14 protein-coding genes are annotated in these 19,113 nt (G+C 40.0%); 11 read left to right on the forward strand and 3 right to left on the reverse strand.

Annotated features, from left to right (window positions below; translation table 11 throughout):
- Nucleotides 1-14: 14 nt before the first annotated feature.
- Together EGN73_RS12635 and EGN73_RS12640 are read left to right on the forward strand one after the other, a co-directional pair.
- The gene (locus tag EGN73_RS12635) at nucleotides 15-752 is read left to right on the forward strand and encodes a ThuA domain-containing protein (RefSeq protein ID WP_219290308.1); all 738 of its coding nucleotides are present in this window, start codon (nucleotides 15-17) and stop codon (nucleotides 750-752) included.
- Entirely contained in the window at nucleotides 745-2,331 is a 1,587-nt protein-coding gene (locus EGN73_RS12640; protein ID WP_219290310.1) for a PQQ-dependent sugar dehydrogenase, read from the forward strand. Before EGN73_RS12635 ends, EGN73_RS12640 begins: the two co-directional genes overlap by 8 nt.
- Before the next feature lie 145 nt (nucleotides 2,332-2,476).
- On the opposite strand, the gene EGN73_RS12645 is transcribed toward EGN73_RS12640, so the two are convergent.
- The 3 genes from EGN73_RS12645 to EGN73_RS12655 form a co-directional block, all read right to left on the reverse strand.
- Nucleotides 2,477-5,248: a CHAT domain-containing protein gene (locus tag EGN73_RS12645; protein WP_219290313.1), complete on the reverse strand. Its 2,772-nt coding sequence runs from the start codon at nucleotides 5,246-5,248 to the stop codon at nucleotides 2,477-2,479.
- Between the two features lies 1 nt (nucleotide 5,249).
- Nucleotides 5,250-6,644 (reverse strand): S8/S53 family peptidase, encoded by a 1,395-nt coding sequence (locus tag EGN73_RS12650; RefSeq protein ID WP_219290316.1) that lies wholly within the window; start codon nucleotides 6,642-6,644, stop codon nucleotides 5,250-5,252.
- Nucleotides 6,645-7,021: 377 nt separating this feature from the next.
- Nucleotides 7,022-9,436, reverse strand: a complete 2,415-nt coding sequence (locus EGN73_RS12655) for an ABC transporter permease (protein WP_219290318.1) — start codon at nucleotides 9,434-9,436, stop codon at nucleotides 7,022-7,024.
- A gap of 720 nt (nucleotides 9,437-10,156) precedes the next feature.
- On the opposite strand from EGN73_RS12655, the gene EGN73_RS12660 reads away from it, so the two are divergent.
- The 9 genes from EGN73_RS12660 (at nucleotide 10,157) to argJ (ending at nucleotide 19,053) form a co-directional block, all read left to right on the forward strand.
- Nucleotides 10,157-10,735, forward strand: a complete 579-nt coding sequence (locus EGN73_RS12660; protein ID WP_219290320.1) for a Crp/Fnr family transcriptional regulator — start codon at nucleotides 10,157-10,159, stop codon at nucleotides 10,733-10,735.
- A gap of 110 nt (nucleotides 10,736-10,845) precedes the next feature.
- A complete protein-coding gene (locus tag EGN73_RS12665) occupies nucleotides 10,846-11,718 on the forward strand; it encodes an alpha/beta fold hydrolase (protein WP_219290323.1) in 873 nt (290 codons plus the stop codon).
- 538 nt (nucleotides 11,719-12,256) lie between these two features.
- Nucleotides 12,257-12,667 (forward strand): hypothetical protein, encoded by a 411-nt coding sequence (locus EGN73_RS12670; RefSeq protein WP_219290326.1) that lies wholly within the window; start codon nucleotides 12,257-12,259, stop codon nucleotides 12,665-12,667.
- A gap of 117 nt (nucleotides 12,668-12,784) precedes the next feature.
- Nucleotides 12,785-13,315, forward strand: coding sequence for a Crp/Fnr family transcriptional regulator (locus EGN73_RS12675; protein ID WP_246611567.1), 531 nt, complete (start codon nucleotides 12,785-12,787; stop codon nucleotides 13,313-13,315).
- A gap of 79 nt (nucleotides 13,316-13,394) precedes the next feature.
- Complete coding sequence (locus tag EGN73_RS12680; protein ID WP_246611568.1) at nucleotides 13,395-14,267, forward strand: pirin family protein; 873 nt, start codon at nucleotides 13,395-13,397, stop codon at nucleotides 14,265-14,267.
- 495 nt (nucleotides 14,268-14,762) lie between these two features.
- The gene (gene argB, locus EGN73_RS12685) at nucleotides 14,763-15,587 is read left to right on the forward strand and encodes an acetylglutamate kinase (protein ID WP_219290332.1); all 825 of its coding nucleotides are present in this window, start codon (nucleotides 14,763-14,765) and stop codon (nucleotides 15,585-15,587) included.
- 3 nt (nucleotides 15,588-15,590) lie between these two features.
- Nucleotides 15,591-16,787: an aspartate aminotransferase family protein gene (locus EGN73_RS12690; RefSeq protein ID WP_219290334.1), complete on the forward strand. Its 1,197-nt coding sequence runs from the start codon at nucleotides 15,591-15,593 to the stop codon at nucleotides 16,785-16,787.
- Nucleotides 16,784-17,827: an N-acetyl-gamma-glutamyl-phosphate reductase gene (gene argC, locus EGN73_RS12695; RefSeq protein ID WP_219290336.1), complete on the forward strand. Its 1,044-nt coding sequence runs from the start codon at nucleotides 16,784-16,786 to the stop codon at nucleotides 17,825-17,827. The genes EGN73_RS12690 and argC overlap by 4 nt, the downstream gene beginning before the upstream one ends.
- Nucleotides 17,828-17,838: 11 nt before the next feature.
- Nucleotides 17,839-19,053 (forward strand): bifunctional glutamate N-acetyltransferase/amino-acid acetyltransferase ArgJ, encoded by a 1,215-nt coding sequence (argJ, locus tag EGN73_RS12700; protein ID WP_219290338.1) that lies wholly within the window; start codon nucleotides 17,839-17,841, stop codon nucleotides 19,051-19,053.
- Nucleotides 19,054-19,113: the final 60 nt, after the last annotated feature.

The raw sequence follows: 19,113 nt of genomic DNA on the forward strand, positions 1-19,113 counted from the left end.
GCTATTTTTCAATTATGAAAAAAATCCTGCTGCTCTTTTGCCTATGTTTACTTTCCTGCACCATTCAAAGCCAGCAGGTATTGATTTATACCCACAATGGAGAAGGATATGTACATGACAATTTAACAGCCAGTACAAAAGCGCTTTTGAAAATCGGAAAAGAAAATGGCCTCCAAATGTCTGTAAGTGATGATCCTGAATTTTTTACTGAAAGTAAGCTCAAAAATCTGGATCTGATCATCTTCAACAACACCAATAACGAAGCTTTCTATTCCGATGCACAAAGAGAAGCCTTTCGAAGCTTCATAGAAAATGGAGGTGCTTTTGTCGGCATACATATCAGTACAGGATCCGAGAGGAACTGGCCATGGTTTTGGAAAATGCAGGGAGGGAAATTCAGGAGTCATCCGGAATTTCAGGCTTTTGACATTCACGTAATTGATGACAGCCACCCATCCACTGCCTTTTTGGACAAGGTCTGGAAGTGGGAAGACGAATGTTATTATTTTGACCACTTCAATCCTGCTATCAATATTCTTTTGGCTGCTGACCTACAAACCATTGAAGACGATAAAAAAGAAGACTATCCTGGAACGGTATTCGGTGAATTTACCCCTTTGGCATGGTATCATCACTTTGGAAAGGCCAGAATATTTTATACTGCATTAGGGCATGATATCAAACATTATCAAAACTCTGAATTTCTAAAACACTTGGAAGAGGGAATCAAATGGACATTGAAAAATGAATAAGTATTGGATTTACTTCATTGTATTCTTTTGTCTTTCCTGTAAGCAAGGTGAAAGAAAGGAGAATGTCATTGCCTACCTCAAACTTGAAAATGACATTCTTGAAATCAGCACTTTAGTAGACAGTCTCAACGTACCTTGGGATATAGAAACAGCAGAGTCAGGGGCAATCTGGTTTACTGAACTGGAAGGAAAAGTGTACCGCTATGACCTCAAGAAACAGGAAAAACAACTCATGTTGGACATTCCGGATGTATTGGCAAAAAAATCCTATGGGCTTTTGGGCATGTGTGTGGATCCTGAAAGCAAACAGCTGTTTGTTCATTACACCTTTTCTATTCCCAGAGAAGGAAGAGAGGAATTGATCAGTTCCAGATTGGTCAAATATGATATAACTTCAGATGGGACAGGAAATCCTCAGATACTTCTGGACAGTCTTCCCGGAGCTACTTTTCACAATGGATCGCGCTTGATCATAGGTCCTGACCGAAAACTCTATTTCTCACTTGGGGATGTTGGAAGAACTGACCTGGCTCAGGATCCGGATTTTTTGGGAGGAAAAATCCTCAGACTAAATCTCGATGGCAGCATTCCCCACGACAACCTCATTGAAAACAACCCCGTTTGGGCTATGGGACTGAGAAATCCGCAAGGAATGGTTTTTGGCAAAGGAGATAAATTATATGCTTCTGACCATGGTCCGCTCAATGACGATGAGGTAAACCTTATCGTCAAAGGGGGTAATTATGGATGGCCTGAGATACAGGGATTTGCAGATAGTGATAAAGAGAATGCCTATGCACAGCAACATAACACACTCGATCCTTTAATTGCCTGGACCCCTACCATTGCTACTGCAGGGACTGCCTATATCGGTGAAGGCAAGATCCCGGATTGGGAAAACAGTCTGCTGCAGGCCAGCATGAAGGGCCGTTCCCTCCGTGTGCTTCAACTTGATGAAGAAGGAACCAAGGTTACAAAAGAAGGCATTTACCTTCAGAAGGTATTCGGAAGGATAAGAGACATAGAAGTGGATTCCAATGGGATGATCTATTTCAGCACCAGCAACCATGACTGGCACCCAAGATTCCAGCCTTGGCTTTACGATAGCCTTCCTGAGGTTCCGGACAGAATCATCATCATGAGACTTTTGCCCAGAGGCAGTAAGCTCATTGACAAGCTCCCTGTTTACGAAAGGGAAACAAAATCTATTGAGCTTTTGGATGAAAACTGGAGTTATGATGTACCGGATGATCTGGCCGAAGGGGCCCGGCTTTATACACAATACTGCCTCACTTGTCATGGACCTGAAGGAAAAGGTGCAGATGGTCTGATTCCACCGCTTGCCGGAACTTCTTGGGTGACGGGTGACAAAGGCCGCCTGATACGGGTAACTTTATTTGGAATATCTGATGAAATTGAGGTAGAAGGTGTTAAATATCAGCAGGAGATGCCAGCATTTGAACATCTGGGAGATGAAGAGGTGGCTGAAATCCTGACATTTATCAGAAATAGTTTTGGGAATAAGACATCTGCTGTGATCGCAGGAGAGGTGTTGGAAGAACGAAAATCGGCTAATTGATTGGGGAGGTTTGCCGCTAAAAAATAACAGCGGCAGAAGTCCAGGTTTTCCCAAAAGTTGTGTTCACCCCCAAATGAAGGACGGAAGCTTTACTCTTTATTAACCGTCTTTCATAAGGATATCCGACAAATCATGATTTGTTACCTCAGCTTTCTGTTATTTTTCTTCTTTTTATGAAAAGTAAAATGAATACAACCATCACCCCCAAAACAAGAGCTAGATAAAGGATTTTTGACCCAAAGCCTGAAGCTGGTTGCAAAACATCCGATCTGCCTACAAGAACCTGCCCTGCCCAGAAATAGGGTAAACTTTGGCCTTCTGAATTTTCCAAAAATTCCAATTTAGCTTGTTGTAAGGCCACATCGCTAGGAAGGCCATCACTCAAAAATCTGTAAAACAACTCTGTGAGTTCATAAGTTGCCTGGTTTTCCACCTCCCATAGCGTAGTGATGCTACTTGGAATACCGGCTGCGGCGAAGCCCCTTGCCAGGGAAAACACCCCTTCTCCCCTCACCAATTTACCTACACCGGTATTGCATGCTGCCAATACAATCAAGTGTGCGGGTAATCCTCCCAAAAGCTGCAATTCCGAAAGTGGCAAAGATGTATCAAAGAAGTAAAGACGAGGCTCCTGTCCTTCTGTATCAGCTACTGCATGTGAATAAAGCTGAATGATGGAATGATCAGACAGGTGATCAAGAAAGTTCTGTTTGGTGGCACGCTCATGGGTGAGAAGGTTATTTTTTGGGAAAAAGCCTTTGATTTTTTTTAGTGAAAGATCTGCGCCGGGAAGACTTGCCTGCTGAATGTCAATACTGTAATTTACTGGGGCTAGTCCAAATAGGGAATGCTTTTTATTACCCTTTTGGTTTTTGGCTAGAAAACCTGCTGAATAAGTATAACTCAAAGCCTGACTTTTCAACATAAAGGAATTGTCATCAGACGAGTCTGTGATCAAAAACTCGAAAGGAAGGAAAAAAACATCTGGAGAAACCACTACCCTAGGGTATCCCTTGATTTCTTCAGGGATCAATTCCCTGTACAGACCATGAGAGGTATTTTTAAATGTTCCATAATCACTGTTGAGTTTGGATTTGTTGGACATCAGTTCCAGAAGCTGATTTGAACTTTCCTCCAGGTCTTTTGCTTTAATCTTTTTGAGTCCCGCTTTATCTTTTGCCGCAAATAAAACATAGCTGGCTTCTTCTCCCACAAAATAGGACAGGTAAGCCTGGTCTCTGGCCAACACTTCTTCCTGAAGCTGTTGCAATGAAAGGACGGAAGTATCGTATTTGTATTGATAATAGCTGGGGTATCTCTGTTCCAGTTCTTTGATGAAGGTTTCGTATTTTGATTGGGCCTCAAACCAGTCCACCTTTGCTTTCTGAAAATCCTCACTTTCAGATTCCTTCTCCAAAAGCACATTTTTTAAGGCTAAGGCATCGGTTTTTAATTCTTTCTCTTTATAAAGGTCATTTTCATTGATAAACCTTAAAGCTCCCATTTCGCTAAGTTGATCATTGAGCATCACAGCCCTGCTTTTTTCCATGAAGTAAAAAGCCCCTTCAAAGTCTTTCTTTATCATGGAAGCCTGAATTGCATTCTCATAAATGGGTTTTGTGTAGCCCCTCCAAAAAGCCTTAGTGCCTTCGGATTGTTGGTTCCACCTCATCAAATCAATTACCTGGTCATTAAGCCTATATAAGGCAAGAGCATGATCCAGAACTTGGGGTTGAAACAATTCCATTTGAAACAGCTTTGACATTGTTTCCCCTTTATTTTTTAGGATCATGGCGACTTCATAATAGTTATCCGTCTCTCTAATTTGGGCAAGGGTGGGGCTTTGGTATTGATCATCAGGTTCAAACCCTTTCACGGCAATTTGCAGGGCCCTTTGAAAATACTCCATTGCCTCTTCATAGCGCCCCATTCGTGTGAAAGTAGCACCAATGTTATTGAGTGCTGACATATTTTGCCTTGAATCAGGATATGGCTCTAGATATTCTTTTGATTTGTAAAGATAAGTGAGGGCTTTCTGGTCATCTTTTTTTGCCCAAGTGTAATAAAGCTCATCCAGTGAAGTAAGCACACTTCCCAGATATCCCATTTTCAGGTACAAGTTTATAGCTTTGGAAAAATAAGTTTCAGCTTCTTCGGGTCTGTTAACAGCTGCCAGATAAATGCCGTAAGTGTTGTAGGCAAAACCCAACAATTCTCCCGAAGCTAGTTCATTTTCAAAAATCCCGATGCTCTTTTGGAAAATTTCTTCTGCCTTTTCGATTTCTCCAAGCTCGAGCAGTGCTCTGCCTTTTTTTATTTTTAACAAAGTTTCCTGAATAGTGCCTTCCAGACCGTAAATTGCCCCAAGTGCATAATCCAATAAGTCCACCGTGCGCTGATATTCACCCTTATTAAAGCTGTAGACGGTTCTTCTGTCGAATGAAATGTAGGCTGGGGAAAAAGTTTCTTCAGGGTATTTTTTGTGCAGGTTAAACGCACTGTCATAGTACGCTTCTGCTTTTTCTTGTAGTCCCAGTTCCTGATAGGCTATCCCAATATTACAGAAAGTGAAGGAGAGGTAATGCTCCTCGGCATGGGGAGCACCGGATTTATTGATGGCGATAGCTTCCTGCATCAGGCTGATGGCTTCTGAGAAATCACCCAAGATTCTTTTGTAATCAGCTATACGGTGAATGATTTTAGCATAAACCCCATCTTTTTGGTTATCCTTCAAAAACCGTTGACGGATTACCTCTACTTTTTCCAGCTTTTCAGACCAGGAAAGTGTAGGATCATTATTGACTTTGTTAACTTTATCCAACCAAAAAGCAGGTTCCTGCCCGGCCTGAGCCAGTGAGAAACCTGCTTTAAATTGAAAAATAAAAACAATAAATAATACGCTTCTTAGAAAGTCCACATTATTGCCGGTTGTTCAACCTAATATAAGAAATTCCTCTGTTAACTTGATTGCTAAGTTGAGGATTCACAGGACCTTCTGGAGGGAGAACTTCATTTATCCAATCGGTTTTCGGGCTTCTTTGAAAATTAATATTTCGGAAAGAATCATCCCATCGCACAGCGATTTTACCAGTCATGATTGCCGTGGCGAAGGAAGACCCTGCAATCAGTTCCTCATGATTTTGGGTATTTACAAATGGCAACCTATAGCCATAACCCTCATCAGATCGGATAGCGACATCCACATATTTACTGGAATAATTTTGGTTGGGGCTAACATTTTGACGATCAATTCCAGTAGTGGTTACCGTGATAACATTGGAAGTATCTTTTTCCCCCATATTACTTAGTACACCTGGATAGAAACGATTCCTTTCCAAATTTCTCTCCTGACCTTCTTCAATAACATTTCCAGCAGCAGCCACCATCAACATTTGATGACCATCCAAAAAACCTCGTGTTAAATGCCCCATAATTGGATGTTTGCTGCCAGGAAAATCCTGATACTCCATGTTGTCATAAAATCCTAAACTCATATTGATCAAATCGGCCTTTTGGCTTTTGGCAAAGTGTAATCCACACAATAATGAGAATAGAGAACCCTTATTATCTTTGTCCAGTACCTTGATGGGCAAAAACTCCGGAATTTCTGACTTACCAGCAATTAATTCTTCCAGCATATATAGGTTCACTACTGTTCCATGCTTGGATTCGGTTTCATCGTGAAAATCATCATTGAACTCAGAGCCGGTAAAATTCCAGCCCAAGGAATTTTCAGAATAACAATTGCCCAGTGTTTCCACCTTTTTCAAATAATCTTTAGGGAAAAAGTCAGTATCTAAACCTGAATCTAAAGTTGCTATTACAAGGTTTTTCCTAGAGGTAAAGTATGAAGGGTTTAAAACATTTCTACCCGTATTATTTTCTTTTTGCTCAACTTCAAATAAATAATTTAAAGATACTGCTAAGCTTCCATCTCCTGTGGTTCCTGCAACATTTATGGGTCGGGCTGTTTTTATTTCTCCGTGCCCATCTGTAAAGATTCCCAGAATCTCTTCAATGTAATGTTCAAGATTTTCAGCTCTGTATAGCTCTACCAAATTGATACAATCATTACAGACCACTTTAACTGCATCAGTAAATTTACTGTAAATGTAACTTTCTACAGAGTCTCTAAGGAAATGGGCATTTTTTTCATTTTGATAAGAAAACACGAGCTCATTTTTTTGATAAGGGATTTCAACACCCTTTAATTTATCTTTCGGTTCCTCTTTTTTGGGGGGCTCACAGGCTATTACCAGGCACAGAAGGGCACTCCCAAAGTAAAGCAATGAGACATTGATCGGATTTTTCATGATTGTTTAATTTTGGTGGTTTTAGATAAAAATGAAATTAAAATAATAATAATCCCTTTCATTCGGAATTTAATTAAAATTATAAATCAATATATAAATTTTAATTTTTTAACTCAAGGAAATCCCTTGAGCAGTTTCTTGTCCTCCAAAATTTATTTAACTCTGTTATCCAACTGTCTTGAATTCCCCCATGATTCCCCTTCCCATTGATGCTAGTGAGTACTCTATTCAAAGGACAAAAATATATCCGACAAGTTCCGCTTTGTTACCATGTCTTCAGTTTCCTTCTGCTTTGCAGTTAAAAAAAATACTGATTTTCAACTTGAGATTAGGTAATTGATTTGACTCCACGAAAACGCTATATTTCAATCAAATTGTTATTGGGACCTAAGTGTATCCACGGGATTGGTCAAGGCAGCTTTTATAGCCTGAAAACTCACTGTAGCATATGCTACACAGACTGCTATGATTCCGGAGAGCAGGAAAATATTCCAACCAAGATCTATTTTGTAGGCAAAATTTTCTAACCATTTGCCTGAGGCAAAAAATGCTATTGGAGCAGCGATCAATACAGAAATAGTAACAAGCACCACAAACTCTCTGGAAACCAAGGCTGTAATATTATAGGTGCTTGCTCCAAGCACTTTTCTGATTCCAATTTCTTTGGTTTTTTGCTCTGCTGTAAAGGCCGCCAGCCCAAACAGTCCTATACAGGAAATCAAAATGGCTACACCTGTAAAATAAAATATCACCGTGGCTGTTTTCTGCTCTTTCTCATAGTTTCTTTTAAAATCCTGGTCCAAGAAAGTGTAGGAAAATGGGGTTGAAGGATTGATGTTTCTCCAAATTCTTTCTATGGAAGCAAGCAACGTGGCGGTTTGATTTGTTTCAAATTTGGCAACCAAATAATTCGGCTTTTGGGTAGGAATCCACGCAAAAGGTTTGATGGTTTGATGGAGACTTTGAAAATGGAAATCCTTTACCAGTCCCACTATTTCAAATTCATTTTTTTGCCCCTGCCATTCCATGATCAAAATTTTCCCAATAGCATCTTCTTCTTCCAAATCAAATGCCTTCGCAGCAGACTGATTGATAATGAGGTAATTTCCCATTTCGGGATACGCAGCAGTAAAAGATCTCCCTTGGATCAATTCCATCCCCAATGTTTCAAGGTAATCCTCTGAAGCCCTTCCAATGATTACATCCACTACATCGTCCTCGGTTTTTCCTTCTTCATAAAGCAACCAGTCCTGCAAAACCTCAATTCCTGGATACACTGACCCTCCGCTTACCATAGAAACTCCTTGTTGGTTTTGAAGTTGATTTTTCAATACAGAAAAGTTCTCCATGGCTTCATTGCTCTGAAGTGGCAGTACAAGTTGCTGATCTTTATCAAAACCCAAACTGGAATGCTGCATGAAGCTCATTTGTTTTTGTACTACCAATACCAAACCTATCAAAGTTACTGATATTACAAACTGAAATACAACCAAACCTTTTCTTATGGAAACAGTGGATTGACTGCTGAGCGTAACTCCCTTAAGGATCTGTAGCGGCTTAAATCCAGACAAGTAAAACGCCGGATAAAGACCGGCAATTATTCCTGTCACAATGGTCAGTCCCAATGCAAAAATCATCACGTTCCAGTTGTCAGCATACTGAAGTGCTTTGTCTGTAATCTGATTGAAAACCGGTAAAAGTATCAAAACCAGAATCAAAGCTATAAGAAGAGAGAAAAGGCTGATTACCAATGACTCCATCAAAAACTGAAAAACGAGTTGCTTCTTATCAGCTCCTACTACTTTTCTAACTCCTACTTCTTTCGCCCTTAATCCGGACTTGGCTGTAGAAAGGTTCATGAAGTTGATGCAGGCAATCAAAAGAATAAAAATGCCAATAGAGCCAAAAACATACAACAAGGTGCGGCTACCTGTAGGCCCAACTTCAAAGCCCAAATCAGAAGTTAGATAGATATTTTCCAATGGCTGCAAGAACAGATTGCTGGAAAAACCCAATGCCTGAATATCCTCACCCATCTTTTGTTGGTAAAAACCGTTCAGCTTAGACTCAACAGTATGGGACTCTACACCCGGGCTGACCCTGATATAGGTGTGAAACATATTGTTATTTTTCCAGGAATTCTCCTGCTCCACATAGCTTCCGATGTCCGTATTCTGCATGGACAACAGGAAGTTGGCATTGATGTGGGATTTAAGCCCTTTGTCATCAAAAACGCCCACAACCCTATAATCGAACTCCCCTTCCGGCAATCCTAATGTGATTGTTTGATCCAAAGTAAATTCTCCAACAAATAGCTTATCAGCAAGCGTCTTTGAAAGTACGATGGTATTAGGCTCCTGTAGTGCTTTTTCTGGATCACCTACGATAAAGGAATAAGAAAATACATCGAAAAAAGTGGAATCCACATAATATCCAAAAGGCTCTTGGAAAATCTTCAACTCTCCATCAATCTCACTTTTAAGTACCATAGACTCCAACATGGGGTATTTGAAAAGTCGGGTCGATTGAAGAACTTCAGGAAAGTTTGACTTAAAGCCTTCTGCCATTGGTGCAGGTGAGGATGCAGCAGTGAAGTCCCCAAAATTGATCCCAATCCTATAAACCTCCTTTCCGTGCTTATGGTGTCTGTCAAAACTTCCTTCATCCCATATATACAGCAACAAAAGAATACAGGTAGCAAGGCCTACTCCAAGTCCGGTTACATTGATTAAGGATACAGTCTTATTTTTCAGAAAACTTCTAATTGCGGTAAGGAAAGTATTTTTCAGCATAACGGGATGATTTGGGCATTTTTACCATATCGATCATTGTGCCATTCAAAAACAACCTGATAAAGCCCGAAAACCACTTTTACCACAAAGCTTCCCAGGAAAAAACGAACAAAATTGTCCGCAGTCGGTCAGATTTGTCTCGGTCCAATTTGAAAATCGGATGGATCTAGGGATTCATTAAGAAAATAGCCTCTCCTAAATTATCCATTTTACTTTTCCATAATACTCCATATTGTTTGAGCCTTACATTTACTATTTCAATATCCACTTTGCAGAAACCATAGAAGCTAATAGCCAACCCACAATTAGGTTAAATCCTGCACCTATTCCATAGGTAAATGGAAGTGCCCACCAATTGATCATCTGACCATAAATCCCTACAAACAAATAAAATGAAAGTCATTAGGACTATGGAAATAAGGTTATTTTTCATGTGTTTATAAATGGATTAAAATGGGCAGGTAAAATCTCGCACAATTGACAGTTAACTCCCTCATTGTCATATAGGTTATGCTTGATTTTCTATTGTTGGAATCTTGAATATCTTATGGATACAAATATGAAAAATAACAAATTGGTTACATTATTAAATTTTATTATTTTCTTTTAATTAGGTAAAATTGTTAGGAGAAAAATGATTTAAACGGTCTTTATTCAGATTATCAGAATGAATTCAAATGTAAAATACATATGTTGAGGTGGGTTTACAAATAAAACTCCATGAACAATAATCCTCCCTTATTCGAAAAGCTAAACAGCGTTTCAAGACTTTCAAAAGTAAGTTTTGACACTTTGAGTACTTTTTTTGTACACAAAAATTTCTCAAAAGGAAGTAACCTTCTTGTTACAGGAAACATTCAAAATGAGCTTTATTTTATAAAAAAAGGAGTACAGATGGCATTTTTTGAGAACAGTCAAAAATTGCATGTCATGGCTTTTACTTATCCATCTGACTTTTGTGCAATTCCCGATTCTTTTCTTTTGCAAAAACCTTCCAAATACAGCCTTTTGTGTCTGAGTGACACGGAGGTCTTAGCACTTAGCTACAAAGACCTTCAGACACTTTTTTTGAATCATAGGGATATCGAAACACTTTTTAGAAAAATGACGGAATTGATTTTAGCAGGTGTTTTGGACAGGCAATTGGCAATGCAATCTGAGAATATGGAACAACGTTTCCGATCTTTTTGCACCCGGAGCCCTCATCTTTTACAACTGGTCCCTCAAAAATACCTGGCTTCTTATTTAGGCATAGACCCCACCAATTTCAGCAAACTCATCAATTCGATCAAAATTTAATCTTGGTATAAACCAAGAATTTTTCCCTATTCTGATAAGACCTTGCATGTAAATACCAAAACATGAAATACAGTCTATTGGTCCTTTTTATCACGTTAATTATAAACCCTATGGCAGTTGCACAGCATCCCTGGCTGGATAAAACCGAATACCCGTTTACTCCCCGTAAATTTCAGATCAATGAACATCACATGAACTACATTGATGAAGGGGAAGGAGAAGTCATGCTATTTGTACACGGCACCCCTTCTTGGAGTTTTGATTTCAGGAAGGTCATCAAAGAACTCCAACGAGATGCAAGGTGTATTGCAATAGACCATATCGGATTTGGGCTATCCGACAAGCCAAAGGATTACGATTACAGCACACAAAATCATGCCTTGACTCTGGAACAATTTATTGTTGAGAAAGACTTACAAAATATCACATTGGTACTCCATGATTTTGGTGGTCCGATTGGAATCGCAGTTGCATTAAAATATCCTGAGAGGGTGAAGGGGATTATAATCCTGAATTCTTGGCTATGGAGTTCTAAAGGAGACCCTGAATATGAAAAATTTGTCAAGATTCTCAGGAGTCCACTACTTCCTTTCTTATACCGTAAACTTAATTTTTCACCAAGGTATATCCTCCCCAAATCTTTTGGTCCCAACAACAAGCCTGAGAAAAGAATACTAAAGCACTACTCAAAACCTTTTTCCAAATCTTCGGAAAGAAATGGAACACTGGCGTTTGCGATGTCATTGTTAAATGACCAGGACTGGTTCGAAACCTTGTGGGAGCAAAAAGAAAAACTACTAGACAAACCAATGCTCTTTATTTGGGGTTTGGCAGATCCAATCATCACACCCAAAAATCTGGAAAAATTCAAATTAGGATTCCCTAAAGCAAATGTTTATCAACTTGAAGGTTCAGGTCACTTCCCACAAGAAGAGCGGCCGGAAGATGTAGTGGCAGCGATTCGAAGATTTAAATGTAACTGAACCTAAAGGTCCGAAAAAAATTCCTTTCTACGCTTTCGAGTAATTCTTATCCAAAATTCTACTTCTTTTTTAGGTCATTAAAAACACTAATTTTTACTAGATTTAAATTCATATTTAAATGTCGTTTAGATAGGGCTTGCTGAAAAAGTCTCAGGTATGCCAGATTCAAAGCGGGCGAATGAAGATGTATGCTTATACTTCGAGTGAGCCCAATGAAGAAGATGGTATGCCTGAGACTAGCCTTAAAATTTCGAATTTTGAAATTTTAAGGAGCACGGAAATCAAGTTATATCATTGAATAAGCGTGCACCTACTTAAAAAGAAAATACTTGACAAACGGGATATTCATCAAAATTTAAAGCATTTATTCTCCAGTTGGCGTTTTTCAGCACGCCCTAGATAGGGTAACTTTTCCAAAGTTCAGTTTTGTAAATTGTGTTTACTTTCAATAAAACTTTGGAAAAATTTAAATTCAACTGATAGTATTATCAAAAGGACATTGATTCATATTCATTTGTACAATTAGTGGTCAAAAAACATGGCAAAGAAATCCTGGATTGAAAAATTTAAGGTTGATAAGAAACCGGAAGTAAAAAGGATCGAAAAAGCTTTCGCCGATATTCCGGAAAATGCCTTAATGCTAATCGCCTCTCCTAAAATAATTGCAGACTATCTGAAGCAGATTCCTGAAGGAACTTCTGTCGATATCAAAACTATACGGAAAGATTTGGCTTTGGAATATCATGCAGAATACACTTGTCCTGTTACCACTGGAATATTCTTAAGAATCGTAGCTGAGGCGGCTTTTGAAGAACTTCAATTAGGTAAGAGCATTGATGAAATCACTCCTTTTTGGAAAGCCATCCCTCCAAACTCCTCCACAGCAAAAAAACTCACTTTTGGACAGGAATTGTTGATTGAGATGAGGGAAAAAGATCTTATAAATTAACAACATATCAATTTTTGTATCTGAGTTAGATCCGAAGTAGATCAATATATTCACCAAATTATGTATAGTCCATTTTCAAGCTACCTAATACAAAAAGTCAAAATCAAACCCGAACACATGGATTTGATAGAAGCTCAAATAAGCAGAAAATCGATCAAAAAAGGTGATGTACTTTTGGGTGAAGGAGAGATTTGCCAAAATATTTTTTTTGTGGAGTCGGGATTGCTGAGACTTTTCTCCATAGATGCCAGTGGCAAAGAGCATATCATCCAATTTGCACCTGAAAATTGGTTGATAAGTGAAAGAAGCAGTCTTTATTTCGGTCTGCCATCGAGCTATTACATCGATGCCTTGGAAGACAGTGAATTGGTAATTTTCGATCTAAATTTTATCCAAACAGTCTCCTCCATCAGCCCTGAATTCAGGGTTCACAATGAATATATTCTTCAAAACCATATCCGCCAACTGCAAAACAGAATCAACCTTTTGATCGGGGCAAATGCTGAGGAAAGGTATCTGGACTTCATCAAACTTTACCCTGACCTGACTTTAAGAATTCCCCAATGGATGATTGCCTCTTATCTGGGTATCACCCCTGAAAGTCTGAGCAGGGTAAGAAAACAACTTGCCCATAAAAATTTTCGGTAACCTTCCGATCTTACCATACATCAATGTAATCGGCTATTACTTGATGTAATTTTGAAGTGTAATAAAAATGGAGGTTATCATGAAAAAAGTAGAAATTGTAGCAGCACCTAAGGACCCACATTTTGTTGGAGATGGTTTTAGGGTACATAATTTCATACCTTCCGGATATCGGATGGATATGAAGAGAATGGATCCATTCATCATGTTGGATTACAATTCCAAACATTACTTTTCGCCTACCAAAACCCCGAGAGGAGTCGGTGTTCATCCACACAGAGGATTTGAAACAGTCACTGTGGCCTATCAGGGAAAAGTGGCACATCACGACAGTTCCGGTGGCGGTGGAGTCATTGGGGAAGGAGATGTACAGTGGATGACAGCAGCGTCCGGTGTACTTCACAAAGAATACCATGAGGAAAAATTCAGCCAGGAAGGCGGCTTTTTTCAAATGGTGCAATTGTGGGTAAACCTGCCTGCTCAATACAAAATGTCCAAACCAAAATACCAAGGGATTTCCAATGATAAAATCAACAAATATCAATTACCGGATGGAAGTGGCTTCATTGAGGTGATCGCAGGAGAATATAAAGAGGTAAATGGATCCGCGGAAACCTTCTCCCCTGTCCACATGATGAATGCCAAATTGGAATTTGGAGGAAAAGCTGAATTTGATTTCCCCGCGCATTTCAATACCGGACTTCTGGTCATTGAAGGCAGTATTAAAGTCAATGGGCAAGAAACTGTACCCACGGACCATTTTGTCCTGTTTGAAAATGAAGGTACAGACTTCACAGTAGAGGCTTTGGAAAAGTCAATGGTCTTAATCCTCAGCGGTGAACCATTGAATGAACCTATAGCAGCCCACGGGCCATTTGTAATGAACACCTATGACGAAATCAGACAGGCAATCGATGATTTCAATATGGGCAAATTCGGATATCTGGAAGAGTAACAGGAGAACTGTCTCATTCAAAAAGACCTCTTGGAAAACAGTTAATATCTTTGAAAGGATAAAAATCAGCCAAGGTTTAGGGTCAGGTAATTTTCAATCCCTGACCCTATTTTTTCCCCAATCAGTTGGGCTATTTCTATTTTTGAAGACTGTGTTTACTTGAATGATTTTTTGTATTTGTATAAACTCAGGTTTTTTCAAGCTCTTCCCCGAATTGAGGATTGGACAGCATGTCAAAATTGTAATTACCATTCCAAAACCTGCCATTATAGCAAAAGTATGAAGATCTTCATTCTGAAATAGTTATATTTTAAGACTGAATTAAATCATTTAAAGGAATTTGCCCCAAACCCAATATTTGCAACTTTATTTCCCCTCCATGGAATAGTATTTGTTAAAAGATATTAAACAAATGTATATAACGATTTTTCAAAATTTTATTCTGATAAAAAGAATGAAATATTCAATCAAAAGCTAAATAAAACCTAAAAAATTATGAAAGCCTCAAAGCTTCTCATCAAGTATGGTGGGAACGCAATGATCAATGCTTCTTTACAAAAGCAAATTGCAAACGTCATCTACCAATTGACACAAAAAGGCCACAAAGTATGCGTCGTTCATGGAGGTGGTCCATTTATCAACCAAGCACTCCACCAAGCAGATATCGAATCTGAATTTGTCTTAGGTCAAAGAAAAACAAGACCTGATGCTATGGAGGTGATCCAAAAAACACTTATTGGGGAAGTAAATGCCAATCTGGTCAATACTTTCAGTCATGCAGGAATAAATGCAGTCGGCCTCTCCGGACTTGACTCAGGAATGGTCAGGTCCAAAGCAAAAACGCTTCAAGTTGAAACCACTGAAGGTATTTTGGAAAAAGTGGATTTGGGCAGGGTCGGTGAAATTACCGAAATCAATCCCAAACTAGTGGACAACCTGCTTGGAACTGGATTTACCCCCATCATTGCTTGTGTTGCTTCCAACTACGAAGGTGAATCCATGAATGTAAATGCCGATGACTTCGCTGGAGAAATGGCAGCTGCGCTAAAAGCAGATTATTACATTTCATTGACAGATGTGGATGGGCTATACGCCTCCTATCCGGATCCTGATTCCATTATCGCATCCCTTTGTCTCAAAGATATTCCTTCTTTATACGGATCCACAGTACAGGGAGGTATGATTCCTAAGGTACAGTCCTGCGAAAGGGCTTTAAGAAAAGGAGTACACAATGTCCTTATTCTGAATGGAACCAAACCGGAAAAATTAGCAGACTTCTTTACAAAAGGAGAAATCACCGGAACCACACTAACTCACTAAGCTATGCATAACCAAGATTTACATACCAAAGATCAACAGTTTTACCTTCCTACCTTCAAAAGGATTCCTATCACCTTCATCAAAGGAAAAGGATCAAATCTCTGGGATATTGAAAACAAAAAATACATAGACCTGCTGGCAGGAATTGCCGTCAACAATGTAGGGCATTGTCATCCAAAGGTGGTCAAAGCCATTCAGGAACAGGCAGCTGATCTGATGCATATTTCAAATTTCTTTGTGAGTCCACCTCAAGTGGCCCTCGCAGAGTTATTGGTCAATCTTTCTGGTCTTGATAGGGTATTTTTCACCAACAGTGGAGCTGAATCAGTAGAAGGGGCAATCAAAATCGCCAGAAGATATGCGCACAGCATAGGTCGGGGCGGTAAAATTATTTCCATGCACAACTCCTTCCATGGAAGAACCTTGGCAACCATCGCTACAGGGCAACCCAAATATCAGGAAGGATTCGGACCAATGCCTCAAGGGTTTGTCCAAGTTCCATTCAATGATCTGGAAGCCCTTAAAAACGAGATCTCCAAAGATCTGGCAGCAGTAATCATAGAACCGATCCAAGGGGAAGGTGGTATCAGGCCGGCTGATGTTTCTTACCTTAAATCGGTAAAGGAGCTCTGTGAAAAAGAAGATGTTGTCCTGATTTTTGATGAAATCCAGTCGGGTATTGCACGTACTGGAAAATGGTTTGCAAAAGACATATATGAAATCCAACCTGACATCATGACTTTGGCCAAAGGACTTGGTGGAGGTACACCCATAGGGGCATTTTTATGCAATGAGAAAATTGCAAAAGCCATACAGTTTGGGGACCATGGGACTACTTTTGGTGGTAATCCATTGGCGACTTCAGCCGCCTTGGCTACTTTAAAAGTAATAGTGGAAGAAAACCTCCTCCAGAGTGCTCATGACAAAGGACTCTGGCTCAAAGCAAAGCTGGAGGAATTGAAGCTGACAAACCCAGTGATCAAAGAAGTTCGGGGAGAAGGCCTGATGCTGGGCGTAGAGCTTGCAATTCCTGCTACCGAACTGGTGCAAAACCTTCTCAAGGCTGGCATTATTGCCAATGCTACTGCTATAAATGTCCTTCGACTGGTCCCCCCCTTGAATATCCCTATGGAGGATCTCGAGCAATTCATAGAGATCTTAAGTGTGGAAATCAAAAAATTTCAAATCCCCAAATCATGAAAAGAAATAAACATAAGATAGCCATAGTTGGCGCTTCCGGTTTTACAGGATCTGAACTCACCCGATTACTTGCTTCCCACCCGGAAGTAGAGATCAAACATATTACTTCAGAAAGTCATGCCGGAAAAGCATTTTCGGAACTTCATCCCCAATTTTTGAATATTGTGGACCTTACTTTGGAAAAAGCTGATATTATAGACACTGCTGATCTGGATATCATTTTTCTTGCCCTGCCACATGGGGTATCTATGGAATTTGTAGGCAGATGGAAAGATAAAAATGCAAAAATCATTGATCTTTCCGGTGATTTCAGATTAAGAAGCCCTGCAGTTTATGAAGCTTGGTATCAAAAAAAACACAGCTTTCAGGAAGGTTTTTCAAATGCAGTATATGGTTTACCGGAGTTGACCGGAGAGAAAGTAAAGAGCAGCCAATTGATTGCCAATCCGGGATGCTACCCAACTGCCTCTATCCTAAGTGTTGCTCCACTTTTTGCCAATAAGCTTGTAGAAAATGATACGCTGATCATCGATGCAAAATCAGGGCTTACAGGTGCGGGCATCAAGGCCAGTGATACCACTCATTTTTCCAATGTCAATGAAAATTTCAAGCCCTATGGTATAGGCAGCCATAGGCATACTATAGAAATAGAAGAACAACTTTCAACCCTCTGCGAAGAAGGAGTGACGGTACAGTTTACCCCCCACCTACTTCCGGTAGACAGGGGCATTCTAGTAACATCGTATGCCAAGCCTAAAAATGAAATCGATTCAGAGCAATTGAGAAAAGTGTACGATGACTTCTATCAAGAGCATCCTTTCATCAGGATCCGGGACAAGGCCCCCTCTCTTAAAGATGTCAGGGGAAGCCATTATTGTGACATTTATCCATTTTGGGACAGCCGAACAAAAAGGATAATTTCCATAGCGGTCATTGACAACCTTCTAAAAGGTGCTGCCTCAGAAGCCGTGCACAATATGAACCTGATGCTGGGTATAGACCAGCAGACAGGACTAAAACAGATACCTCTCAAGCCTTAAAATCCATGAGTATGATTAAAAATATTACAAATGTAAGAGGCATTACCTGTTGGGGTGCCCATGCCGGAATCAAGTCTATGAGACGGGATTTGGCTATCATCTATTCAAAGGTTCCCGCGGCAGCTGCGGCAGTTTTTACACAAAATAAAGTAAGAGCAGAACCTGTAGAAATCAGCGAAAGGAATGTAAAAATCAACAACAGGGCACAAGTCATAGTCTGCAATGCCGGCAATGCAAATGCCTGTACCGGTGAACAGGGAAGACTGGGTGCCGAAGCCATGGTCAAAACCACCGCCAAACACTTAAATATTCCAGAAGAGGATGTGATCATCGCCTCCACAGGATTGATTGGCGAACCATTTCCCACAGAAGAAGTGGTCAAAGGCATTGAAGAAAACATTCCCAAGCTTTCTGACAATACCAAAGCAGGCTCTTTTGTGGCCAATGCCATACTCACCACTGACACCTTTGCCAAAGAGGGATTTGTGGAGTTCAGCCATAAAGGTGTAGACATCAATATGGCCGGGGTTGCTAAAGGATCTGGAATGATCCACCCCAATATGGCTACGATGTTGAGTTTTATAGTGACGGACATTTCCATTGACGAAAAACTGTTAGACAAAGCCCTACGCTATTGTGTGGACAGAACCTTCAATATGATCACCGTAGACGGGGACACTTCCACCAATGACATGGTAGCCATTATGGCAAATGGTCTGGCTGAAAATGAAAAAATCACCAGCGAAACAGATCCTGGATATGTACTCTTCAGAGAAAAGCTGTTGGAAATTCTTACCCACTTGGCCAAGCTTATTGTATCTGATGGTGAAGGGGCCTCCAAATTTATCGAATACAAGGTTTCCAAAGCAAGGTCTGAAGAGGTTGCCAGAAAACTGGTAAGGGCCATTTCGGACTCCACTTTGGTCAAAACTGCCATGTTTGGCCGGGATCCTAACTGGGGCCGGATCATTGCAGCCTGCGGAAATGCGGGAATCAACTTCAATTACACCAAAGTCAATTTATATGTAGGTGACAAAGAAAAGTTGGTCAATGTACTTGAAAAGGGAAAACCTGTAGCGTTTGACAAAAACTTTGTAAAAAAACTCCTCCGTGATTCCCACATTCGGATCCACTTGGAGCTGAATACGGGGCATGAAAGCGGAATTGGCTGGGGGACTGACCTGACCACAGATTATGTGATGTTCAACTCCGTATATACTACCTGATAGAAAGCCTAGCTTATTTTCAATTTGAAAGATTTAAAAAAAACACCTTCGGAAATGATT

This window comes from Arthrospiribacter ruber, assembly GCF_019343195.1.
GTDB classification, from domain to species: Bacteria; Bacteroidota; Bacteroidia; order Cytophagales; family Cyclobacteriaceae; genus Arthrospiribacter; species Arthrospiribacter ruber.